This window comes from Aestuariivirga sp., assembly GCF_044239095.1.
Lineage (GTDB): Bacteria > Pseudomonadota > Alphaproteobacteria > Rhizobiales > Aestuariivirgaceae > Aestuariivirga.
Genome location: NZ_JBIICB010000040.1, coordinates 1 through 21,520, shown reverse-complemented (window position 1 = coordinate 21,520; position 21,520 = coordinate 1). Strand labels below are relative to the sequence as shown.

The following is a 21,520-nucleotide window of genomic DNA, read 5'->3' as shown; positions in this document are numbered from 1 at the left end:
TGGCGGGTTTTTTCCGGATCTTCAAAATTGATTCGGTTGACCTTCACCAGAGCGAAATATCGCTCACCGTCCTTGGGGCTCCTAATCTGCCCCTCGACCGTGTCACCGGTTCGAAGCGTGAATTTCCGGATCTGGCTGGGGCTGATGTAGATATCATCAGGGCCAGCCAGATAATTCGCGTCAGGAGATCGCAGGAAGCCGAAGCCATCCTGCAGGACCTCAACCACGCCCTCGCCGATGATCTCGACGTCCCGGATGGCAAGGTTCTTGAGTATGGCAAACAGGAGCTCCTGCTTGCGCAATGCGCTCGCGTTCTCGACCTCGAGTTCCTCCGCCAGCGAGACAAGCTCAGCGGGCGTCTTCAACTTGAGGTCCTGAAGCTTGATTTCTTTCAGCTCAGATATGGCAGTCATTTATCTTTTCACAATGGGGGGTTCCGGCCAAAGGCGGGAACATTGAGGAAGGGCCGCATCAAGCCGAAGCGATGCGAAGTACTCACAGTATAGCTATTCGCCGGCCCCTCGCCAACAACAAACTCAGAAGGGCTTCACAATGACCAAAATCACAATGCCAACAAGCAATAACGTCGGGACCTCATTCATAATCCTGAAATAGCGCCCTGAACTGTCCTCGCGGCCATCCCGAAACCGTCCCACATGAGCCTCGAGTAGCCCATGGAATGCCAGCATTCCCAACACCAATACGATCTTGAGCCACAGCCAGAGCGGAATCGGCCCAAACCAGCTGCCCACCCAAATGAGCCACAGTCCAGTCACCACCGATACCAGGCCCGCCGGACGCATAATTGCCTTGAGAAGCCGGCGCTCCATCACGGCAAAGACCTTCACAAGCTCATTCTTGTCAATGTTTTCAGCATGATAGACGAACAGTCTGGGCAAATAAAAGAGACCGGCCATCCAGGAGATCACCGCCAGAACATGGACAACCTTCAGCCAGGAATAGGCCTCACCCATCGAAACGCCTGACCGCGTCTACAACAGCGCCTACCACAGCAGGATCCGTCCCCACCCTGATGCCATGGCCAAGATTGAAGATATGCCTCTGCCGATCAACTGACGCGCAGATGCGGTGAACCTCGCGACGCGCGACATCCTCGCCGGCAATCAGCGCGACGGGATCCAGATTTCCTTGCACAACGATGTCCTTTGGCAAGAGGCTCAAATCGAATTCCGTTTCGATGCCAACCGCACTTGCCCCCGGCAACGCCGCCGCCCGCTTCTGATGAACGCCGATTCCCCGCGCAAACACGATCACCGGCAAGCCGGGGTGGCACTTTCCGACACCCTCAACGATCTCAGCAATCGGCTTGAGGACAAATTCCTCCAGTTCAGAATCGATGAGGTCTCCAGCCCATGAATCAAAAATCTGCAGCGCCTGGGCCCCAGCGTCAGCCTGCGCGCAGAGATAATCCACCGATTCCACAACAAGGCGGGTGATCAACTCACAAAACCACGGCTGCCTCTGGTAGGCGGCAACCTTTGCCACCACCCTGTCAGAACTGCCTCCTGCAATCATGTAGCTCGCCACCGTCCAAGGCGCACCACAGAACCCGATCAGAGCCTTTCCAGGACCGAGTAACGACCGGGTAAGGCTTACCGTACGGCAAACCTGTTTCACCTCGTAAGATTGCGCGACAGGCTTGAGAGCTGCCACCTCTTCCGAGCTTCTTACCGTCTGCAGGACTGGTCCTTCGCCTTCCTCGAACTTCAGCGGTAGCCCCATCGCGTGCGGCACCACGAGGATATCCGAAAACAGAATAGCGGCATCGAGGTCGTAACGCCGGAGCGGCTGCACCGTCACTTCAGCCGCCAGTTCCGGGTTGTAACAGAGATCGAGGAAAGACCCCGCCTTTTCCCGAACGGCACGATACTCGGGAAGATAACGCCCCGCCTGCCGCATGAGCCAGATTGGCCTGCGTTCAGCATGCCTGCGCATCAAGACATCCAACAAGGCACTGCGGGAGGTCTGAGCGTCCTTCCTCATATCTATCATTCTGACTCTTCTTGTATCTTTTGTTTGTACCGTGGGAAGCGGGATACATCCCAATCCAATGATCGTCCACAGGTCAAGAGCTTCCTTGATACGAATTCGTGTCTCCTCTGGCGGTAACCGAAAATTAACACGTGTTAACAGATCGTTAATCCGCTAGACGTCGCTTGAAACCTCTTCTCCCGGACATCCAGGGCGGGAATTGTCCACAGATCGGCCAGGTACTTCCCTGTGACGGTCAGCCTGTGGACGGCGTGCCTGAGAAGCCGGGATGAAACGGGAGCCACCGGCCGGATATCCAACGGATCCACATTTCATCAACAGCAATGCCTCAGTCCGGTTCACAACGTTTCTTTCATCTTCACCTCGTCTCCGACGCCACCGGAGAGACGTTGAACACCGTTGCAAAGGCTGCAGCTGCTCAATATGCCGACTTCAGGCCGATTGCACACATCTATGCCCTGGTGCGGACTCCTTCACAGCTCAATCGGGCCCTGCGTGAGATTGAGGCCCAGCCCGGCATCGTGTTGTTCACGCTGATAAATCCGGATATCCGCCGGCATCTTGAGCAACAATGCGAGGCCATGGGCGTACCCTGCCTGTCGATCCTTGATCCCATCATTTCTACCCTCTCACAGTATCTCAACGCCACATCACGGCCGCAGGTCGGCGGACAGCATGCATTGAATTCCGACTACTTCCGCCGTATCGATGCGCTGAACTTCACCATGGCGCATGACGATGGTCAGGGCCTCGACGACATTGCAAAGTCGGATGTGATCCTGCTCGGCGTCAGCCGCACCTCCAAGACGCCGACATCCATCTACCTTGCCCAGCGGGGGATCAAGACGGCCAACATTCCGATCATCCCCGCCATCCCCGTGCCCCGCCAGCTCACGGAGGCACATGGTCCCCTCGTGGTGGGACTGATCGCCAGTGCCGAAAGAATCGCTCAGATCAGACGGCACCGGCTCCTGTCGCTTAAGGAAAGCCGATCGACTGATTATGCGGATCCGCGGCTCATTACGGATGAACTCATGGTGATGAAGACTCTGTGCTCCAACAATGATTGGCCGATGATTGACGTGACCAGGCGTTCGGTCGAGGAAACCGCCGCCACCATTCTCAACATGTTATCCGATACGAAACGGCTGGAGAAACAATGATCATTCTCGCCTCAACCAGTCCGACGCGGCAAACGATACTGACGAACGCAGGCCTCTCCTTCACAGCCGCGGCTCCAGGCGTCGACGAGGGTGACCTCGTTGCCCGCAATCCATCCTGGTCACCGCAGGAGGTTGCGCTCAAGCTTGCGGAAGCCAAGGCGGCTGATGTGTCACGGAGATATCCTGATGCACTGGTCATCGGGGCAGATCAGGTCTTGGCCCTTGGCAATCGCATTTATGCGAAACCAGCCACACCGCAACAATGCCGGCAGCATCTGCTCGAACTGAGAGGCCGGACCCATATGCTGATCTCGAGTGTCGTCTGTGCCCGTTCTGGTGAAACACAATGGTTCCAAACGGCAGAGGCCTCTCTGGTAATGAGACAGTTCTCAGATGAATTTCTCGAGCAATATCTCGGCAAGGTCGGAATGGACTGCATGTCTTCCGTCGGGGGCTACAAGATCGAAGGCCTGGGGCTTCAACTGTTCGAGAAAGTCGAGGGCGATCATTTCACCATTCTCGGACTGCCACTCCTTCCGCTTCTTTCATACTTGCGCTCGACGGGAAAGATCATGTCATGATCCGCGCCTGTGTTATCGGCTGGCCAATCAGCCATTCACGGTCACCACTCATCCATGGCTACTGGCTGGAGAGATACCGGATCGATGGCAGCTACACCCGCCAGCCGGTCGAGCCCTCCTCTCTTGAGACCTTCCTGGCTGTATTGTCCGAGGCGGGTTATGCAGGATGTAACGTCACCATTCCGCACAAGGAAAAAGCGTTTGATCTTGTCACGGCCGCCGATGAGACGACCGAACGGCTGCGCGCCGTCAATACCGTGTTTGTGAGGGACGGAAAGCGCTATGGTAGCAACACGGATGGAGAAGGCTTCATCAACAGTCTACAGCAATCTGCTCCCGGACATAGCCTGAAGAATAGCCGTGCGGTTGTACTGGGAGCCGGCGGCGCAGCAGTGGCCGTGGTGAATGCTATTCTGGAACAAGGTGCTTCCGAGGTGGTTGTTGCAAACCGCACCATGGAGAAAGCTGAGCTTCTAAAGCAGCGCTTCGGATCGCGCGTTGTTCCGCTCGACTGGAGCAAGGCGGCGGACCAACTCTCTGAATGCAGCTTGCTCGTCAACACGACATCGCTCGGCATGAAGGGACAGCCGGAGATCACGCTTGACCTCTCGCGCCTCGATCCGGTGGCCGTGGTCAGCGATATCGTCTATGTCCCGCTCCGCACTAAACTTTTGGTGGATGCGGCGGAAAGAGGAAACACCGTTGTCGAAGGCCTCGGCATGCTGCTGCACCAGGCGGTTCGTGGTTTCTCTTTATGGTTCGGGCCGACACCCCAAGTTACCCCGGAGCTTCACACACTGATAGCCCGCGATATAGATCCGGATTATTCTTCATGATCGTGTTGGGCCTCACAGGTTCGATTGCGATGGGGAAGACCGAGACAGCCAGAATGTTCGCCGCACGCGGTGTGCCGGTCTTCGACAGCGACAGTGCTGTGCATTCGCTCTATGCGCAAGGTGGAGACGCCGTGCCGGAAGTTGCTGCCCTTGCACCGGATGCCATCGTCGACGGCAGCGTTGACAGAAGGCGGCTGGCCGCCCTCGTTCAGGCGGAACCGTCTCTTTTGCGCAGGATCGAAAGCGTGGTTCATCCACTGGTAGCGGCCATGCAGAGAGAGTTCTTGGAGAGTGCCGCAGCCAAAGGCGCCGACATGGCGCTGCTTGATATTCCGTTGCTCTTTGAAAAGAACCGCGAAGATGATGTTGATGTCATCATCGTCGTTTCGGCTGGAGAGCAGCTGCAGCGGCAGCGTGCGCTGAGCCGCGCCGGCATGACGGAGGAAAAGCTCGATTTCATTCTTGCGAGGCAACTGCCGGACGCGCAGAAGCGGGCCCGCGCGGACTATGTGATCGACACGTCGGAAAGTCTTGCAGAGACGGCACGTGAGGTCGAACGCGTCATCGCGGATGTGAGGAGAAAGGCACGTCAATGAACCTGTTGCGGGAAGTCATACTCGACACCGAAACGACCGGACTTGACCCCGCCAAAGGGGATCGCGTGGTCGAGATCGGCGCCATAGAGCTCATGAACCACCTGCCAACGGGGCGGACATTCCATGTCTACATCAACCCCGAACGCGACATGCCGAAAGAGGCCGAGGCCGTGCATGGCCTGTCAGCAGCATTCCTGAAGGATAAACCCGTTTTCGCAGCTGTCGCACAGGATTTTCTCGACTTCATTGGGGATGCCACGCTCATCATTCACAACGCCAGCTTCGACATGGCATTTCTCAATGCGGAACTTGGCTTTCTGAAGCGTCCCGCGCTGTTGCCGGAGCGTGTCTTGGATACGCTTCACATTGCCCGCCAGAAGCATCCGGGCTCCGGGAACAGTCTTGACGCGCTGTGCCGGCGTTACGGCATCGACAACAGCAAGCGCACGAAGCACGGAGCACTCCTCGACTCCGAACTCTTGGCTGAAGTCTACCTCGAACTCATCGGGGGCCGCCAGACGGCGCTTACCCTTGAAGCATCGCGTGTGAAGCGGACCACGACCGTGGTTTCGGCCACGATCGCACTTCAGCGTCCTTCGCCCTTGCCTTCGCGCCTGACAGCGGAGGAACGGCAAGCCCATGCTGCGTTTCTCAGCGGGCTGGGTGAAAATGCCCTTTGGAAGGAGCATGATCTCTCCGCAAGGGTGAAGGCCACCCCCGACGACCGCAGCTAGCCCCCGTTCCGGCCAGGTGGATCACCTGGCCGAAAATAATCCGCGCAATATCAATAGCATGAACATAATCTTGCCGCAAAAGTGGTTTCCACCTTTGGCGGTCATGCGTTAGGCCTGACCTGCCGTCTGCTGTTGCAGCCTGCGTTGGTACATAGCGGCGAAATCGATTGGGTCCAGCATCAGGGGCGGGAACCCGCCGTTCCGGGTTGCTTCCGCCAGGATCTGGCGGGCGAACGGAAACAATAGGCGCGGGCATTCGATCAGGACAGCAGGATGCAACATCTGCTGGGGGAAATTCTCGAGGCGGAACGTCCCGGCATAGACCAGTTCGGCCGCAAACATGACCTTGTCCTGCGACGAGGCCTTGGCATCAAGGTGAAGTTCCACCTCGAAATCGGTGGGGGCCAGGTTCTTGGCGTTGACATTCACCGCGATGTTGATGTCCGGCTGGCCCTGCTGCGCTGCAAGCGCTTGGGGAGCATTGGGGCTTTCGAAGCTCAAATCCTTGAGATACTGCCCAAGGATGCGGATCGAGGGCTGACTCTGTGGCTTCTGGCCTGCAGCCGCCTCCGTCTCAGGTCCTGCAACGGCGGATCCATTCTCATTCACTTCACGCGCCGGATCGGACTTCGGGGTCTTTGACATCTGAGCCTCTCTAAAAAACGGCCTTGGCTATCACGCAGGTTCAAGTGCCGCAAGCCGTCAGACGTAAACTACCTCAGCGGCCGCCTGCTCCGTCTCTGCCCCGTCCCTGGCCCGGCTCCGGTTGCTGGAGTTCGCCCGTCACTTCAATCGCTTCCGCGTCAATGATGGTTTCGCCGCGACCGTACGCCGTTCTCCTTGCGGAAGCGCTTTCGACCGGAAACCGCGAGCCCAGCCACTGCCTGACAGGTGGCAGGAGCAACAGAAGTCCGGCAAGGTCGCTGAAGAAACCCGGCAAAAGGAAGAGAAGCCCAGCAACGCCACGTGCCACGGCCTTGCCCGCAATCCCCTTTTTGACCGAGGATGCTTGAACATGCGAACGAAGCGCCACAGCCAAGCCCGTCCCTGCTGACCTGATGAGACTGATGCCCAGGACACCCCCCGCCAGTATCAAGAGAAGTGTCGGAATCACGCCCAGGGCGTTGCCGACCATGATGATGGAGGCAAGCTCGGCGGCAAGTCCGGCGAGTATCAGCAGCGGTAACAAGCGTGTCATGGCTGAAAAGAGCGTCCTTTGGCCTTGGACCTCACGGTCTGCACCTATATATAGAGCGAGAAAGCCGTGGCGCCAGCTTCGCGGAGCGTGCAGTCTCTGGAGCCGGACAGTCTGGATGATGGAATGAACCTAGACCCCTTGAACATCCTTCTTCTTGCCGTTGCCCTTGTGGTCTTCTGGCGCCTGAAATCCGTGCTCGGAACCAGAACCGGCACGGAAAAGCCTCCTGTGGATCCTTTTGGGACCAAACGGAGCGACGAGCAAAGAGGCCGCGAGTCGAACGAAACCGTCGTCCGCTTCCCGCAGAACGCTCCACCTCCTGGCCAGCCTGATCCGGAGCGTGAGCCGCCCGCGCCCGTCTGGACAGGCTATGCGGAGGCAGGATCCGAGCTCGCGTCCTCGCTCGAAAGGCTTTCAGAGGCCGATCCTGGCTTTGCGCCCCGCACCTTCATCGAGGGTGGCAAGATGGCCTATGAGATGATCGTGGATGGCTTTGCCAAGGGTGACAAGGCAGCACTCAAGAACCTTCTGTCAAAGGAGGTCTTCGACGGTTTCGCGCGCGCCATCGATGAGCGCCAGGCGCAGGGTCATCGCGTTGAGTCGCGTTTCGTGGGTATTGACAAGGCCACCATCCAGTCCGCCTCCCTGGTGGGCGGGCGCAAGGCCACGGTCACTGTGGCCTTTGTCAGTGAAATGATCACCGCCACCTACGACAAGGCAGGTGAGGTGATCGATGGCGATCCAAAGGAAATCCGCGAAGTGACGGATGTCTGGACCTTTGAGCGCGATGTCACCTCCCGCAATCCGAACTGGAAACTCGTCGCCACCGAAGCGCCGGACTGATAAGGGCCGATCGCTTATGGGTCCCGTCGGTGACGCAGCTGCTGTGCTCGAGCGGGTGGCATTCAATGAAATTGCCGGGTGGAGCAGCGGGAGCCAGGATGAGGCGCTGGAGGCTTTCCGGCGGTCGTGCCGCGAAATCATCGAAAGCGGAGCGGCGTTTTCTCACCGCGCCCGCTTTGGCGGAAGCCGCAGTTCCTGGCTCGAAAGCTGTCAGGCCGCGCTCACGGCACGCGATGCAAAACAATTCTTCGAGACGTGGTTCCAACCGTTCCGCGTAAAGGATGCCGAGCGGCCGGAAGGACTGTTCACGGGTTATTTCGAACCTGACGTTGCCGGGAGCCGTACCCCTTCCACCACCTATGCTGTGCCCATCTACCGCCGTCCGCCCGATCTCGTGACCTTTTCCGGAGAAGTCCGCGCGCGAACAGGCCTTGGCTTTGGGCGGATGATCGACGGCCAGGCGTCCCCTTATCTTACCCGCAGGGAAATCGAGGAGGGCGGTCTATCTGGTCAGGGTCTTGAGCTTGTCTACCTGCGGGACTGGGCCGATGCCTTCTTTATCCATATCCAGGGATCAGGACGGGTGAGGCTGGAAGACGGTGGCATCATGCGCCTCTCCTTTGCGGCGAAGTCCGGTCTTCCCTACACCGGCATCGGCAGCCTGCTTGTGGAGCGGGGAGTCTTGACGCGGGACCAGATGTCTATGCAGGCGATCAGGTGCTGGATGTCGGCACACCCACAGGAGGCGCGCACGCTGATGTGGGAGAACCGTTCCTTCATATTCTTCCGGGAGGCCAAGCTCGACAGTCAGGATCTCGGGGCACTGGGTGCCCAGCAGGTGCAGCTGACGCCCCGCCGGAGTCTTGCAGTCGACAGGAGAGCGTGGATGCTCGGCACACCGGTCTGGCTGGACACGGAAGTCCCGTCGGGAGAAGAAGCCACCATGATTCCCTTTCGCCAACTCCTGATCTCGCAGGATACCGGCACCGCCATCACAGGGCTGGCCCGCGGCGACATTTACTGGGGTTTTGGCGAGGAAGCTGGCGCTATTGCGGGTCATATGAAAAGCCCCGGCCGCATGACCGTCCTTCTGCCCGTCGCCGTGGCCGAAGAGCTTGGGCTTGTTGCATGAGCCGCAAGCCGCCCGATTTCGATCTCTGGCTTGAAGCGGCGAAGACCGTGAAGCCTCTCCGCTTCCGGGCCGCGCGCCATGCGCCGGCATCGCCCCCAGGAAAGGCTGCCACTGTAAAGCGTCACCTCAGCCTGCCTTCGGCGCCGCATGTGGCAATACCGTCGCCTCTCCACAAGCCACCGCCGCAAATCACCGGTCTTGACCGGCGAACCACACAGCGCCTGACGCGCGGCCAGGTCGATATCGAGCGGCGCTTCGACCTGCATGGCAGCGGAGTCGAGATGGCCCGCGTCAATCTCCTGGGTTTCCTCCGCGAGGCCCAGGTGACGGGTGTGCGCAATGCGCTGGTCATCACCGGCAAGGGCGACTCACCCTTCTCGCGCCACACCTTGCATGGGGCCGATCACTTTCATGCCCCGGAGCGCGGCGGACGGCTTCGCCGTCTGGTCACCGAGTGGTTTCATGAGCCGGAATTCAGGTCGCTCGTCGCGGGGTTTCAGCCCGCCCACCCCAAACACGGCGGTGGTGGCGCCTATTATGTGCGGATCAGGCGGATCAGGGACGGGCAGTGACCCCCTTCGGCGACAGAATGCGAAAGCTCCGCGCCGAACGTGGCATAACGCTCAAGGACATGGCGGATGGGATTGGCGTTTCCTCTGCCTATCTCTCGGCTCTGGAACACGGAAAGCGCGGCCGGCCCGGCTGGCATTTGATTCAGCGCATCCTGACATTTTTCAACATCATCTGGGACGATGCGGAAGAGGTGGTCCGACTTGCGCGCATCTCTCATCCGCGCATCACCATCGATACCTCGGGCCTCAGCCCCAAGGCCACCGAACTGGCCAATCGCCTCGCCGATGACATCGGACGGTTGGATCCCTCTGCGCTTGAGGAAATCCTCAACGTCCTCGAGCGGAAGAGGCAGAAGCCGAGAGCATGATCAGCTAGGTATGCGTCAGAGAATGAACTTTGAGAGGTCCGCATTCTTCGCCAGCATGCCGACATGCTTGTCGACATAGGCCTTGTCGACCACCACCGTCTCTCCTGAACGGTCGGGCGCAAGATAACTTACATCGTCCAGCAGTCTTTCCATGACCGTTTGCAGGCGCCGTGCACCTATGTTCTCGATGCTTGCATTGGTCTCTGCCGCGATCTGGGCGATCGCGGCGATCCCCTCTGCCGTGAAGTCGAGGGTTACGCCTTCGGTCTGAAGCAGGGCACGGTACTGCTTGATCAGGCTTGCCTCCGGTTCCGTGAGGATGCGCTCGAGATCCTCGCGGTTGAGCGCCTTCAACTCGACGCGGATCGGCAGCCGGCCCTGGAGTTCAGGCAGCAGGTCGGATGGCTTTGCAATATGAAAGGCGCCGGAGGCGATGAACAGGATGTGGTCCGTCTTCACCGGGCCGTGCTTTGTCGATACCGTTGTCCCTTCAATGAGCGGCAGAAGATCGCGCTGCACGCCTTCGCGGCTCACATCGGCGCCCTGCCGCTCCGCGCGCGCGCATATCTTGTCGATCTCGTCGAGGAAGACGATGCCATTGTTCTCGACCGACTCGATTGCTTCCTGGACGATCTGGTCCTGGTCCAGCAGCTTGTCGGATTCCTCCGCCAGCAGAAGTTCATGACTGGTCTTCACCGACATGCGCCGGCTCTTGGTGCGGCCGCCGAAAGCCTTGCCCAGCATGTCGGACAGGTTGATCACGCTTGCCGAGCCGCCGGGCATGCCCGGAATTTCGAAGCTTCCCGTACCCGTATCCGCCACCTGGATCTCGATCTCCTTGTCGTCGAGTTCGCCGGCGCGGAGTTTTCGCCGGAATGCCTCGCGCGTCGTTTCGGACGCATTGGCACCCACGAGCGCCTCGATCACCCGGCGCTCTGCATTGAGATGCGCTTGGGCTTCAACATCCTTGCGGCGGGCGGATTTCGTCATGGCGATGCCCGCCTCGAGCAGATCGCGCACGATCTGGTCAACGTCCCGCCCGACATAGCCGACTTCGGTGAACTTCGTGGCCTCGACTTTGAGAAATGGCGCGTTGGCCAGCCTTGCGAGGCGGCGGGCGATCTCTGTCTTGCCCACGCCGGTCGGGCCGATCATCAGGATGTTCTTTGGCATAACCTCATCGCGGAGAGGGCTTTCCAGCTGCTTGCGGCGCCAGCGGTTGCGGAGCGCAATGGCGACAGCACGCTTGGCATCCGTCTGGCCAACGATGTGGCGGTCAAGTTCCGAAACGATCTCGCGGGGGGAAAAATCGGTCATTCTCTCTTGATGTCCGCTCAGGCCGTGGCCAGTGATTCAACGGTAAGGTTGTTGTTGGTATAGACGCAGATCTCGGCAGCGATGGCCATGGCCTTGCGGGCGATGGCCTCCGCATCGAGATCACTATCAGCAAGCGCGCGGGCCGCTGCCAGCGCGTAGTTGCCCCCTGAGCCGATGGCGATGACGCCCTTCTCCGGTTCCAGCACGTCGCCGGTTCCGGTCAGCACAAGGGTGACTGACCGGTCGGCGACGATCATCATGGCTTCAAGCCGCCGGAGGTAACGGTCGGTGCGCCAATCCTTGGCCATGTCCACGCAGGCGCGGACGAGTTGGCTTGGGTATTGCTCCAGTTTCGCTTCGAGCCTTTCGAACAGTGTCATGGCATCCGCGGTCGCCCCGGCGAAGCCGCCGATCACCTGCCCGGTTCCCAGTGGCCTCACCTTGCGGGCATTGCCCTTGATGATCGTCTGGCCAAGGCTAACCTGCCCGTCGCCTGCGATGACGACCCTGTCCCCCTTCCTCACAGATAGGATGGTGGTGCCGTGCCAAGTCGGAGGCTCTGCCATGAAAAGTCCTTTCACATCCGTGCCCCCCATGTAGGCTGCCCGTTGACCAAAGAAAAGCCGGTCCGCAAAGCTGGTCTTGGCCATTTCCTATTGCATCTGCTAAGAGGCGCGTCAGTCATCAGCTGGAACCAAGCGCCATGCGCCAGGCCTCGATCGAACGGAATACGACCGAAACCGGGATTTCGGCGGCTGTCGCCCTCGACGGCACGGGGTCCTACGACGTGAAGACCGGTGTAGGCTTTCTCGATCACATGTTGGAGCAGCTCTCGCGCCACTCTCTCATCGATATCACGCTGCGGGCAAAGGGCGATCTCCACATCGATGCGCACCACACGGCGGAGGACTCCGGCATCGCTCTGGGTCAGGCAGTTGCCAGGGCGCTCGGTGATCGCAAGGGAATTCGCCGCTACGCGAGTGTGCATTTGCCGATGGACGGCACGCTGACCCGCGCCGCGATCGATGTGTCCGGCCGTCCGTTTCTCGTCTGGAAGGTGCAATTCACGGCGCCCAAGATCGGCGACTTCGATACTGAACTGGTACGCGAATGGTTCCAGGCATTCGCCATGAATGCAGGCGTTACTCTGCACGTCGAGACGCTCTACGCCGACAACCACCACCACATCGCGGAATCCTGCTTCAAGGCACTCGCCCGCGCCCTGCGCGAGGCGATCGAGATCGATCCGCGGCAGAAGGACAGGATTCCCTCAACCAAGGGTTCACTCGCAGGCTGATGACGATCTACGCTGTTCTCGAGCCGCCGGACGGCAAGCCAGACCGCGTCGCCTTCATTCCCGAGGGCTTTGCCGGGGGCGCATTCATCCTGACATTTATATGGGCAGTATGGCACCGCCTGTGGGTCGTTGCGGCGCTGTTGTTTGCGGTCTTTGCCGTGCTCAGCATCGCCGTCAGCCTGGAGGTGCTCAATGCAGCCGTCGGGTCCTTGCTGCAATTCGGCGTTTCCCTGATCTTCGGTTTCGAAGCGCGGCAGTTGCAGCTCATTTCCCTGGAGCGGGCCGGCTTTCGCCGTTCCGGTCTCATAGAGGCCTCCAGCCTGGAGGCGGCGGAACTCGCCTTTTTCTCCCGCCCCGTCCGGCAAACTCCCGCTCCCGCACCCTCCCGGCGCCGCCCCGGCCCGGAGGACACGCTGGGCATCTTCGGCAACGTTTGAGCTGGTCCGATGAACCTTGCCATCATCGACTACGGGTCGGGAAATCTTCACTCCGCCGCCAAGGCCTTCGAGCGCGCGGCGCGTGACAGCGGGCATGATACAAGAGTGACCGTTACGTCCGATCCGGCTGAACTCAGAAAAGCGGACCGGATCGTCCTTCCTGGCGTGGGCGCCTTCAAGGACTGCCGGGACGGCCTCAAGGCCGTGCCCGGCATGTGGGAGGCACTCGAGGATGAGGTGCTGGCCAAGGCCAAGCCGTTCCTCGGCATTTGCGTCGGCATGCAGCTCATGGCCTCGCGCGGCCTGGAACATGATGTGGCCGAGGGGTTTGGCTGGATCCCGGGCGACGTCAAGCCAATCACTCCCCGCGACCCCTCCTTCAAGATCCCCCACATGGGCTGGAACACGCTCGACAGCCTGAGGCCTCACGCGCTGCTGGACGGAATTGCACTGGGCGACAACGGGCTGCACGCCTATTTCGTCCATTCCTATCATCTTGATGCACGCGACAGTGCGCATGTCGTCGCGACCGCGCAGCACGGCGCGACGATCACGGCCATCGTCGGGCGCGACAATCTTGCGGGAACCCAGTTCCACCCCGAGAAGAGCCAGACACTGGGCCTGAGGCTGCTGGCCAATTTCCTGAAGTGGCGTCCATGATCCTATTTCCTGCAATCGACCTCAAGGACGGTCAGTGCGTGCGCCTGAAACTCGGCGACATGGCGCAGGCGACGGTCTTCAACGACGATCCGGCCTCGCAAGCACGAAGTTTCGCTGGCCAGGGCTTCGAGTGGCTGCATCTCGTTGATCTCAATGGCGCCTTTGCGGGCAAACCCGTGAACGGCCCGGCGGTGGAGGCTGTTCTCGGCGCCGTCTCCCTGCCTGTGCAACTTGGCGGGGGTATTCGCACGCTCGGGCACATCGAGGCTTGGCTGGAGAAAGGTGTTCGCCGGGTCATCCTCGGCACGGTCGCACTGCGCGACCCGGCGCTCGTCTTGGAATCATGTCGGCTCTTCCCCGGGTGTATCGCCGTGGGTATCGACGCCAGGGGCGGCCGCGTCGCGGTTGAAGGCTGGGCCGAGACCTCGGAACTGACGGCAATCGACCTTGCCAAGCGGTTTTCCGATGTGGGCGTTGCCGCCATCATTTTCACTGATATCGACCGCGACGGGGTGCTGACGGGGCTCAACATCGACTCGACACTGGAGCTTGCACGATCCGTTCCGGTCCCCGTGATCGCCAGCGGCGGGCTTGCGTCCATGGATGACATCCACCGGCTCCTGCAGCCTGACTGCCGGATTCTCGAAGGAGCCATATCGGGCCGCGCCCTCTATGACGGGCGTATCGACGTGCCCAAAGCCCTCGCGATGATACGCGGAGCAGCGTGATGCTGAAGGCCCGCCTGATTCCCTGTCTCGATGTGAAGGACGGCCGTGTCGTCAAGGGTGTGAACTTCGTGGACCTGCGGGATGCAGGCGATCCTGTTGAGATTGCAAAGGCCTACGATGCGGCGGGCGCTGACGAGCTGTGTTTCCTCGACATCACCGCAACGCATGAGAACCGAGGCATCATATTCGACGTGGTTCAGCGCACGGCGGAAGCCTGCTTCATGCCGCTCACCGTCGGTGGCGGCGTACGCGCCCTCGAGGACATCCGAAACCTCCTGCTGTCTGGCGCGGACAAGGTGTCGATCAATTCGGCAGCCGTAAGCAATCGCGATTTCGTGCGTCAGGCGGCCGAGAAATTCGGCGCGCAATGCGTTGTTGTGGCCATCGATGCCAAGGCCGTGGCGCCTGGCCGGTGGGAGATCTTCACCCATGGCGGCCGCAGGCCCACCGGGATCGATGCCGTGGCCTATGCTCGCGAAGTCGTTTCGCTGGGTGCGGGCGAACTCCTCCTCACTTCCATGGACCGTGACGGCACGGGCAAAGGTTTCGACATCGAGCTGACCCGCGCAGTTGCCGATGCCGTCACCGTGCCGGTCATCGCATCGGGAGGTGTCGGGACGCTCGATCACCTGGTCGACGGCATACGCGACGGCCATGCCGCTGCAGTTCTGGCGGCCTCAATCTTCCATTTCGGTACCTACTCAATTGGCGAGGCCAAGCGCCATCTTTCGGCCAATGGCATCCCCATGCGCCTGTGTTAGGAAGTGAACATGACCGATCACCGACTTGATATTCTGGCGGCACTGGCGGATGAGATCACGGCACGGAAAGCCGTTTCGCCGGACCAGTCCTATACGGCGAAGCTCCTCACCCAGGGCGTCGAGAAATGCGCCAAGAAACTCGGTGAGGAGGCGGTTGAAACAGCACTCGCCGCGGTGCTGCGTGACAAGGCCCACATCACCTCCGAAGCAGCCGATCTTCTTTATCACCTGCTGGTTCTGCTCGAGGCGTCGGGCGTGGCGCTGGCCGATGTCATGGCCGAACTCGCGCGGCGGAAGGCGATGAGCGGCCTTGCCGAAAAGGCGGCGCGCCCGAAGGACTGATCATGGAAGAACTTGTCAAGGAAGTTTCCCCTTTCCGGCGGTTTTCGCGGGACGAGTGGTCAGCGCTTCGCGCCGACACACCGATGACGCTGACCCAGAAGGACCTCGACGAGTTGCGTGGCCTGAACGATCGCATCGACCTTGCTGAGGTCGAAGCAATCTATCTTCCTCTCTCTCGGCTGCTCAATCTCTATGTTGCAGCCACACAAGGGCTGTTCCGCGCAACCAACAACTTCCTCCACCTCAGTGACCGCAAGGTGCCCTATGTGATCGGCATGGCGGGCAGCGTGGCTGTGGGCAAGAGCACGACAGCGCGCATCCTGCAGCGGCTTCTGGCGCGCTGGCCCAAACATCCGAAAGTCGATCTGGTAACGACTGACGGGTTCCTCTTGCCCAACGCCGTTCTCGAGCGCGAAGGGTTGATGACGCGGAAGGGCTTTCCCGAAAGCTACGACCTTCCCGCCATCCTGCGCTTTCTGTCGGACATCAAGGCAGGCAAGCGCAACGTGACCGCGCCGCTATACTCGCATCTGACCTACGACGTGCTGAAGGACGAGCGCGCCGTCATTGACCAGCCGGACATCCTGATCGTCGAGGGCGTGAACGTCCTGCAGACGGGCCGCCCACCGCGCGACGGCCGCGGCATACCGAACACATCGGATTTCTTCGACTTCTCCGTCTATATCGACGCTGATCTCGATGATCTGCGCCACTGGTACATCGAACGGTTCCTGACCCTGCGGGACAGCGCCTTCCGCAATCCCAGGTCCTATTTCCACCGCTATGCAACGCTCTCTGACAGGGAGGCGCGCGATACCGCGTCTCGCATCTGGGATACGATCAACCTTGTGAACCTGCGGGAAAACATCCTGCCGACCCGGCCACGTGCCGATCTCGTGCTGCGGAAAGGTGCTGATCATTTCATCCGCAGTGTTTTCTTGAGGAAGCTATAGCAGGCCCAGTGCGTGCGCATGGGCTCCGAGATTGATCTCGGGCCTCGCGCCGACATGGGAAATCACCTCGGCTGCCGCGACCGACCCCAGCCGCGCCGCCTCGGGCAGGGTCTTTCCACTGGTGAAGCCACGCAGGAACCCGGCGGCAAACAGATCGCCCGCACCTGTCACGTCGACAACCTTGCTGACTGGATGAGCGGGGATCGCATGTACCTCCTCGCCCCGCAACACGATGCAGCCCTTCTCGGAGCGGGTGAGAACGGCGACAGGGCAGTCCTTGGCGATCGCCTTCATTGCGCCGTCGAAATTCTGGGTCTGGTAGAGCGACTTGATCTCGGTCTCGTTGGCAAAGACGATGTCGATGTCGTGGCGGATGAGATCGAGAAAGCTCTCGCGGTGGCGTTCGACGCAGAAGGAATCCGAAAGCGTGATCGAAGTCTGGCGGCCTGCTCCGCGGGCAATGCGGGCGGCAAGCTTGAAGGCTTCCTTCGCCTCCGGCCTGTCCCAAAGATAGCCCTCCATGTATGTGACCTGGGCGGATTCCACCGCTTTCCTGTCGACGTCCTTCGAGGTGAAGTTCACGCAGGCACCGAGATAGGTGTTCATGGTGCGCTCGCTGTCAGGCGTGACGAGAATGAAGGACCGCGCTGTGGCCGGCCCGTCCGGCGCGGGGGGCGTATCGTATGCCACCCCCTGGGCGCGCATGTCATGGCGGAAGATGGCGCCCAGCTGGTCATCCTTCACCTTGCCGAAATAGGCTGCCTTGCCGCCCAGGGAGGCAACACCGGCAGCGGTGTTGCCAGCCGACCCGCCCGAGACCTCGATTGCCTGTCCCATGGCGGCGTAAAGGTATTCCGCACGGGCCTCGTCGATCAGGTTCATGGAACCTTTCACCAGGCCGTGGCGGCTCACGAAGTCCTCCTCCACCCGCGCGATCACGTCGACGATCGCATTGCCGATGCACAGGACATCGAAATCGGAACCCGTCATGAAGTCTCTCCTTGCCTCCGGAGGCTCCCGCCTAGCGAAGCCCGCTTGCGCTGGCAAGCGGGGGCCGTTAGGTGGAACCATGCTGAAGGCGTCTTTCAAGGCCCTGGGCGATCTGTTTTCGCCTGAGTTCCGCTCCGTGCTGTTGAAGGCGCTGGGGCTTACCCTTGCCTTGTTTCTCGCCGTGCTGATCGGCGTCGAGGTGTTGCTGGTGAGCCTCACTCAGTTTTCCTGGCCCTGGGCAGACTGGGTGCTGGGGGTCGGCAGCGGCATCGCCCTGCTGGTCGCGTTCTTCTTCCTGATGTCGCCCGTGACCGCTGCCTTCGCTGGCTTGTTCCTCGACCAAGTGGCAGAGAAAGTGGAAGCGCGGCACTATCCGCAGGATCCGCGTGGAACGCCCCTTCCGGCGGCCCGGGCCATCACGATGGCACTCCAGTTCTTTCTCGTGGTCCTTGTGGTCAACCTGGCGGTATTGCCGGTCGTTCTGTTCGGGGTGGGGGCCATCGCACTGGTGGCCGCGAACGCATATCTCCTGAGCCGTGAGTACTTCGAAATGGTCGCGATGCGACACATGCCGGCTGAGCAGGCGAAGATGTTGCGGCGCGAGAATGGGCCCTCGGTGTTCGTGGCTGGCCTCCTGCCGGCGGTGCTGTCGCTCTTGCCGGTGGTCAATCTGGCCGTACCGCTCTTTGCGACATCCTATTTCACCCATCTGTTCAAGTCGGTGAGGGCGTCTTCGGCCTGAAGCGGCAGATATCGGAAATGAGGCATCGCCAGCATTCGGGCTTGCGTGCCTTGCAAACATAGCGCCCGTGCAGGATCAGCCAGTGGTGCGCATGGCGACCGTATGCTTCGGGCACCACCTTCAGAAGCTTGTCTTCAACTGCGCGGGGTGTCTTTCCCGGTGCAAGGCCGGTGCGGTTCCCGAGCCGGAACAAATGCGTGTCGACTGCGATCGTGGGGTGCCCGAAAGCCATATTGAGAACCACATTGGCCGTTTTCCGCCCCACACCGGGAAGGGCTTCCAGCGCCGCCCGGTCATCGGGAACCTGGCCGCCATGGTGGTCGATCAGCTGCTGCGACAATTGGATCACGTTCTTGGCCTTGCCCCGGAAGAGGCCGATGGTCTTGATCATGTCGCGGACCGTATCCTCGCCGAGGACCAGCATTTTCTGTGGCGTATCGGCGATGGCGAACAGCGGCCCCGTGGCACGGTTCACGCCCTCGTCTGTCGCCTGGGCTGACAGGACGACGGCAACCAGCAACGTATAGGGGTTCACATGATGGAGCTCGCCCTGAGGTTCAGGATTGGCGGCATGGAAGTGGCGGAAGATTTCTTCCACGTCGCCGCGATCGAGACGGGTTGCCTTGGCCATGCGTTCGATGTTTCCTTACGGAGCGAGAGGTAGAACGGTCCATGGATACAGGCAACAGCAAAGCATGGCAGGCGACGCTCACGCCGCACCGCAGCCTGACCCGGCAGGGGTTTCTGGCGGTGATGCTCATGGTCGTGGCGGTGAATTTCGTGGTGGGCGGGCTGTTCGTGGCCCTCGGCGCCTGGCCGGTTGCGGGCTTCGCCGGCCTCGACATCCTCATCATCTGGTGGGCATTCCGCGCCAATTTTGCCGACGCCCGCCAGATGGAGCGGATCAGCATTACGGATCATGAGCTGATTCTGGACAAGGTGCGCAAGGACAAAGCCCAGGAGCAGCAGCGTTTCGTCCGGCGCTGGGTAAGGGTTGAACTGGAGGAGGATCGCGAGCGCGAATTGATCGGGCGGCTTCTGCTCGTGTCCGGCGGCAGGCGCGTGCCGGTTGGCGAGTTTCTTGCCCCTGAGGAGCGCAAGACCCTGGCGGTGGCACTCAAGTCCGCCCTCGCCATTCCTCACATCTGATCCGTTTTCGGGTGGGCGGCGCCTGCCGGGAAAGCTAGGCTGTGGCCCATGAGAAACACACAGCTCCTGAGTGAGGCGGCCAGCGACTATGAAGTCGTCCGGCAGAACCTTGAATACCTGCGCCAGCACTGGCGCGAACAGCCGTCCCTCGAAGGGCTGGCAGAGCGCAACGGCCTCAGTGCCGCGCATCTCCAGCGGCTCTTCATGCGCTGGGCGGGCCTCAGTCCGAAGGCTTTCGTGCAGGCTCTGACCATCGATCATGCCCGGAAGCTCCTGCGGGACTCCGCGAGTGTTCTCGAGACCACCTATGAAGTCGGGCTTTCGGGCCCCGGCCGGCTCCACGATCTCTTCGTTAGCCATGAGGCCATGTCGCCCGGTGCATACAAGGCAAGGGGCAAGGGGTTGACGATCCGCTACGGCTTTCATGACTGCCCGTTCGGCCGTGTGCTGCTGATGACGACGGAGCAAGGGATTTGCGGACTGGCCTTCGCCAATGGCGGCGAGGAGGCCGAGGCCCTTCGCGACATGCGTAGCCGTTGGCCAGAAGCCGTCTATTTGGAGGATGCGTTGACGACCGGCCGGCATGTCATACGGATCTTCAGTCCAGCGGCGTGGAAGGCTGATCAACCTCTGCGGATTGTCTTCATCGGGACCGAGTTTGAGACGCGCGTCTGGCAGACCCTCCTGAAAGTGCCGCTGGGCCGGGCGACCACCTACTCGGACATCGCGGGGCACATCGGCAAACCCAGCGCGTGCCGCGCCGTGGGATCAGCCGTCGGCCGCAACCCGATTTCATTCGTGGTTCCTTGCCATCGCGTGCTGGGAAAATCAGGTGGGCTCTGTGGCTATCACTGGGGCCTGACCAGGAAGCAGGCCATCCTCGGTTGGGAGGCAGGTGTCAACGCGGGCCCAGAGGCCGCATAAAGCTCAGCTGCCCGATCTCCGCAACCTGACGATCACGTCGATGCGGTCAATCTCGGTGCCCGGAGGCAATTCCGGAAGGCCTTTGACCTCGAGATCGGTGGATCCGATGTCGACGAGCTGGTCCGTCTCCTCGAGATAATAATGGAAGTGATTCGACGTGTTGGTGTCGAAAAACGTCCTGTCACCCTCGAAAGCAACTTCCCGCAACAGTCCGGCAGTCTTGAACTGGTTCAGGGTGTTGTAGACGGTTGCGAGCGATACGTGAATGTGCGCGGCGAGCGCCTCCTGATGCAGCGATTCCGCGCTTACATGGCGATCGCCGCAGCCGAACAGAATGGCGGCAAGGCACACCCTCTGCCGGGTGGGTCGAAGACCTGCGAGCCTCAGGCGCTCAGCGATTTCCGTCTCTTGCGGTTTCATCTTGGGGTTCTTTATATGCGAAATCCTCCCTGTAACGCAATCTTGGTGCCAGTGTGGCGGCTGGTCTCATCCCAAACCGGGCTTGGACCGGAAATTTGCCTGTGATAGGAACGGCAGGACCTTTTCCACCGGGTTGAGTTGAGGGCAACGAGACAGAATGAACGAGCCGAAATCCAAGTTTGACTACGACGATCTTCTGGCTTGCGGCCGGGGAGAGCTGTTCGGGCCCGGAAACGCCCAGTTGCCGTTGCCACCGATGTTGATGTTCGACCGCATCACCGAGATATCCAAGGATGGCGGTACCGCGGGCCTTGGCAAGGTGGTCGCGGAGTTCGACATCCGGCCGGACCTCTGGTTCTTCCCTTGCCATTTCAAGGGTGACCCCGTGATGCCCGGCTGTCTCGGCCTCGATGCGCTGTGGCAGATGACCGGCTTTTTTCTCGGATGGCTCGGTGAGCCGGGGCGGGGCCGTGCGCTGGGTGTGGGCGAAGTGAAGCTGACCGGCATGGTTACCCCGCTGGTGAAGAAGGTCACTTACGAGGTCGAAATCACCCGTCTTGTCCTACGCAGGCTGAAGATGGCTGTCTCGAACGGCATCATGAAGGCGGATGGCGAGACGGTCTACCAGGTCACCGACATGAAGGTGGGGCTGTTCCAGCCCGCTCCTTGAGAAAGGGATGAATATGCGGCGTGTCGTCGTCACCGGCCTGGGCATTGTATCGAGCATCGGCAACAATGTGCAGGAAGTTCTGAATTCACTCTTT

The 21,520-nt window shown here is 60.6% G+C and carries 30 protein-coding genes; 20 read left to right on the top strand and 10 right to left on the bottom strand.

Going from position 1 to position 21,520, the window contains the following annotated elements; translation table 11 throughout:
* From ACILRA_RS05950 to hemE, 3 genes are all read right to left on the bottom strand, one after another.
* On the bottom strand, nt 1-395 hold a 395-nt coding region (locus ACILRA_RS05950), incomplete at its 3' end, for a Rho termination factor N-terminal domain-containing protein (protein WP_395661177.1).
* A 141-nt stretch (nt 396-536) separates the two neighbouring features.
* On the bottom strand, nt 537-974 hold the full coding sequence (hemJ, locus tag ACILRA_RS05945) for a protoporphyrinogen oxidase HemJ (protein ID WP_395661175.1): 438 nt from the start codon (nt 972-974) through the stop codon (nt 537-539).
* Nucleotides 967-2,004, bottom strand: coding sequence for a uroporphyrinogen decarboxylase (hemE, locus tag ACILRA_RS05940; protein WP_395661174.1), 1,038 nt, complete (start codon nt 2,002-2,004; stop codon nt 967-969). Before hemE ends, hemJ begins: the two co-directional genes overlap by 8 nt.
* Nucleotides 2,005-2,336: 332 nt before the next feature.
* Here hemE and ACILRA_RS05935 point away from each other — a divergent pair, with 332 nt between their 5' ends.
* The 5 genes from ACILRA_RS05935 to dnaQ are packed head-to-tail and all read left to right on the top strand — an operon-like array spanning nt 2,337 to nt 5,923.
* Entirely contained in the window at nt 2,337-3,176 is an 840-nt protein-coding gene (locus tag ACILRA_RS05935; protein WP_395661173.1) for a pyruvate, water dikinase regulatory protein, read from the top strand.
* Complete coding sequence (locus ACILRA_RS05930) at nt 3,173-3,757, top strand: Maf family nucleotide pyrophosphatase (RefSeq protein WP_395661172.1); 585 nt, start codon at nt 3,173-3,175, stop codon at nt 3,755-3,757. Before ACILRA_RS05935 ends, ACILRA_RS05930 begins: the two co-directional genes overlap by 4 nt.
* Nucleotides 3,754-4,593 (top strand): shikimate dehydrogenase, encoded by an 840-nt coding sequence (locus tag ACILRA_RS05925; RefSeq protein ID WP_395661171.1) that lies wholly within the window; start codon nt 3,754-3,756, stop codon nt 4,591-4,593. Before ACILRA_RS05930 ends, ACILRA_RS05925 begins: the two co-directional genes overlap by 4 nt.
* Nucleotides 4,590-5,189, top strand: a complete 600-nt coding sequence (gene coaE, locus ACILRA_RS05920) for a dephospho-CoA kinase (protein WP_395661170.1) — start codon at nt 4,590-4,592, stop codon at nt 5,187-5,189. The genes ACILRA_RS05925 and coaE overlap by 4 nt, the downstream gene beginning before the upstream one ends.
* A 5-nt stretch (nt 5,190-5,194) precedes the next feature.
* The gene (gene dnaQ, locus ACILRA_RS05915) at nt 5,195-5,923 is read left to right on the top strand and encodes a DNA polymerase III subunit epsilon (RefSeq protein ID WP_395661176.1); all 729 of its coding nucleotides are present in this window, start codon (nt 5,195-5,197) and stop codon (nt 5,921-5,923) included.
* 108 nt (nt 5,924-6,031) lie between these two features.
* On the opposite strand, the gene secB is transcribed toward dnaQ, so the two are convergent.
* Nucleotides 6,032-6,568 (bottom strand): protein-export chaperone SecB, encoded by a 537-nt coding sequence (gene secB, locus ACILRA_RS05910; protein WP_395661169.1) that lies wholly within the window; start codon nt 6,566-6,568, stop codon nt 6,032-6,034.
* 73 nt (nt 6,569-6,641) lie between these two features.
* A complete protein-coding gene (locus ACILRA_RS05905; RefSeq protein WP_395661168.1) occupies nt 6,642-7,121 on the bottom strand; it encodes an FxsA family protein in 480 nt (159 codons plus the stop codon).
* 123 nt (nt 7,122-7,244) lie between these two features.
* Here ACILRA_RS05905 and ACILRA_RS05900 point away from each other — a divergent pair, with 123 nt between their 5' ends.
* The 4 genes from ACILRA_RS05900 to ACILRA_RS05885 are packed head-to-tail and all read left to right on the top strand — an operon-like array spanning nt 7,245 to nt 10,036.
* Entirely contained in the window at nt 7,245-7,964 is a 720-nt protein-coding gene (locus ACILRA_RS05900) for a Tim44/TimA family putative adaptor protein (RefSeq protein ID WP_395661167.1), read from the top strand.
* A 55-nt stretch (nt 7,965-8,019) separates the two neighbouring features.
* On the top strand, nt 8,020-9,096 hold the full coding sequence (locus tag ACILRA_RS05895) for a murein transglycosylase A (protein WP_395661166.1): 1,077 nt from the start codon (nt 8,020-8,022) through the stop codon (nt 9,094-9,096).
* A complete protein-coding gene (locus tag ACILRA_RS05890) occupies nt 9,093-9,668 on the top strand; it encodes a Smr/MutS family protein (RefSeq protein ID WP_395661165.1) in 576 nt (191 codons plus the stop codon). The genes ACILRA_RS05895 and ACILRA_RS05890 overlap by 4 nt, the downstream gene beginning before the upstream one ends.
* Nucleotides 9,665-10,036, top strand: a complete 372-nt coding sequence (locus ACILRA_RS05885; protein ID WP_395661164.1) for a helix-turn-helix domain-containing protein — start codon at nt 9,665-9,667, stop codon at nt 10,034-10,036. Before ACILRA_RS05890 ends, ACILRA_RS05885 begins: the two co-directional genes overlap by 4 nt.
* A 15-nt stretch (nt 10,037-10,051) precedes the next feature.
* On the opposite strand, the gene hslU is transcribed toward ACILRA_RS05885, so the two are convergent.
* A complete protein-coding gene (gene hslU / locus ACILRA_RS05880; protein ID WP_395661163.1) occupies nt 10,052-11,353 on the bottom strand; it encodes an ATP-dependent protease ATPase subunit HslU in 1,302 nt (433 codons plus the stop codon).
* 17 nt (nt 11,354-11,370) lie between these two features.
* The gene (hslV, locus tag ACILRA_RS05875) at nt 11,371-11,919 is read right to left on the bottom strand and encodes an ATP-dependent protease subunit HslV (RefSeq protein WP_395661162.1); all 549 of its coding nucleotides are present in this window, start codon (nt 11,917-11,919) and stop codon (nt 11,371-11,373) included.
* A gap of 137 nt (nt 11,920-12,056) precedes the next feature.
* On the opposite strand from hslV, the gene hisB reads away from it, so the two are divergent.
* The 7 genes from hisB to coaA are packed head-to-tail and all read left to right on the top strand — an operon-like array spanning nt 12,057 to nt 16,531.
* On the top strand, nt 12,057-12,650 hold the full coding sequence (gene hisB / locus ACILRA_RS05870; protein WP_395661161.1) for an imidazoleglycerol-phosphate dehydratase HisB: 594 nt from the start codon (nt 12,057-12,059) through the stop codon (nt 12,648-12,650).
* A complete protein-coding gene (locus tag ACILRA_RS05865) occupies nt 12,650-13,087 on the top strand; it encodes a DUF2628 domain-containing protein (protein ID WP_395661160.1) in 438 nt (145 codons plus the stop codon). Before hisB ends, ACILRA_RS05865 begins: the two co-directional genes overlap by 1 nt.
* A gap of 9 nt (nt 13,088-13,096) precedes the next feature.
* On the top strand, nt 13,097-13,747 hold the full coding sequence (gene hisH, locus ACILRA_RS05860; RefSeq protein WP_395661159.1) for an imidazole glycerol phosphate synthase subunit HisH: 651 nt from the start codon (nt 13,097-13,099) through the stop codon (nt 13,745-13,747).
* Nucleotides 13,744-14,475 (top strand): 1-(5-phosphoribosyl)-5-[(5-phosphoribosylamino)methylideneamino]imidazole-4-carboxamide isomerase, encoded by a 732-nt coding sequence (hisA, locus tag ACILRA_RS05855; RefSeq protein WP_395661158.1) that lies wholly within the window; start codon nt 13,744-13,746, stop codon nt 14,473-14,475. The genes hisH and hisA overlap by 4 nt, the downstream gene beginning before the upstream one ends.
* Nucleotides 14,475-15,236 carry an imidazole glycerol phosphate synthase subunit HisF gene (gene hisF, locus ACILRA_RS05850; RefSeq protein WP_395661157.1) on the top strand — a complete coding sequence of 254 codons (762 nt, stop codon included), beginning with the start codon at nt 14,475-14,477 and terminating at the stop codon, nt 15,234-15,236. Before hisA ends, hisF begins: the two co-directional genes overlap by 1 nt.
* Before the next feature lie 9 nt (nt 15,237-15,245).
* Nucleotides 15,246-15,578: a phosphoribosyl-ATP diphosphatase gene (locus ACILRA_RS05845; protein WP_395661156.1), complete on the top strand. Its 333-nt coding sequence runs from the start codon at nt 15,246-15,248 to the stop codon at nt 15,576-15,578.
* 2 nt (nt 15,579-15,580) lie between these two features.
* The gene (gene coaA / locus ACILRA_RS05840) at nt 15,581-16,531 is read left to right on the top strand and encodes a type I pantothenate kinase (RefSeq protein ID WP_395661155.1); all 951 of its coding nucleotides are present in this window, start codon (nt 15,581-15,583) and stop codon (nt 16,529-16,531) included.
* On the opposite strand, the gene ACILRA_RS05835 is transcribed toward coaA, so the two are convergent.
* Nucleotides 16,526-17,521, bottom strand: coding sequence for an adenosine kinase (locus ACILRA_RS05835; RefSeq protein ID WP_395661154.1), 996 nt, complete (start codon nt 17,519-17,521; stop codon nt 16,526-16,528). The genes coaA and ACILRA_RS05835 overlap by 6 nt on opposite strands.
* Before the next feature lie 79 nt (nt 17,522-17,600).
* Between ACILRA_RS05835 and ACILRA_RS05830 the strand changes: the two genes are divergently transcribed.
* Nucleotides 17,601-18,263 (top strand): EI24 domain-containing protein, encoded by a 663-nt coding sequence (locus tag ACILRA_RS05830; RefSeq protein ID WP_395661153.1) that lies wholly within the window; start codon nt 17,601-17,603, stop codon nt 18,261-18,263.
* Here ACILRA_RS05830 and nth read toward each other — a convergent pair.
* A complete protein-coding gene (gene nth, locus ACILRA_RS05825) occupies nt 18,235-18,894 on the bottom strand; it encodes an endonuclease III (RefSeq protein WP_395661152.1) in 660 nt (219 codons plus the stop codon). The two genes, ACILRA_RS05830 and nth, sit on opposite strands and share 29 nt — an antisense overlap.
* 41 nt (nt 18,895-18,935) lie before the next feature.
* Between nth and ACILRA_RS05820 the strand changes: the two genes are divergently transcribed.
* Entirely contained in the window at nt 18,936-19,412 is a 477-nt protein-coding gene (locus ACILRA_RS05820; RefSeq protein WP_395661151.1) for a DUF2244 domain-containing protein, read from the top strand.
* A 48-nt stretch (nt 19,413-19,460) separates the two neighbouring features.
* The gene (locus ACILRA_RS05815) at nt 19,461-20,336 is read left to right on the top strand and encodes a methylated-DNA--[protein]-cysteine S-methyltransferase (RefSeq protein WP_395661150.1); all 876 of its coding nucleotides are present in this window, start codon (nt 19,461-19,463) and stop codon (nt 20,334-20,336) included.
* A 3-nt stretch (nt 20,337-20,339) separates the two neighbouring features.
* Here the strand turns inward: ACILRA_RS05815 and irrA are convergent, their stop codons facing one another.
* Nucleotides 20,340-20,756 carry an iron response transcriptional regulator IrrA gene (gene irrA, locus ACILRA_RS05810; protein ID WP_395661149.1) on the bottom strand — a complete coding sequence of 139 codons (417 nt, stop codon included), beginning with the start codon at nt 20,754-20,756 and terminating at the stop codon, nt 20,340-20,342.
* Nucleotides 20,757-20,913: 157 nt separating this feature from the next.
* On the opposite strand from irrA, the gene fabA reads away from it, so the two are divergent.
* Nucleotides 20,914-21,426 (top strand): 3-hydroxyacyl-[acyl-carrier-protein] dehydratase FabA, encoded by a 513-nt coding sequence (fabA, locus tag ACILRA_RS05805; protein WP_395661148.1) that lies wholly within the window; start codon nt 20,914-20,916, stop codon nt 21,424-21,426.
* Nucleotides 21,427-21,520 lie beyond the last annotated feature (94 nt).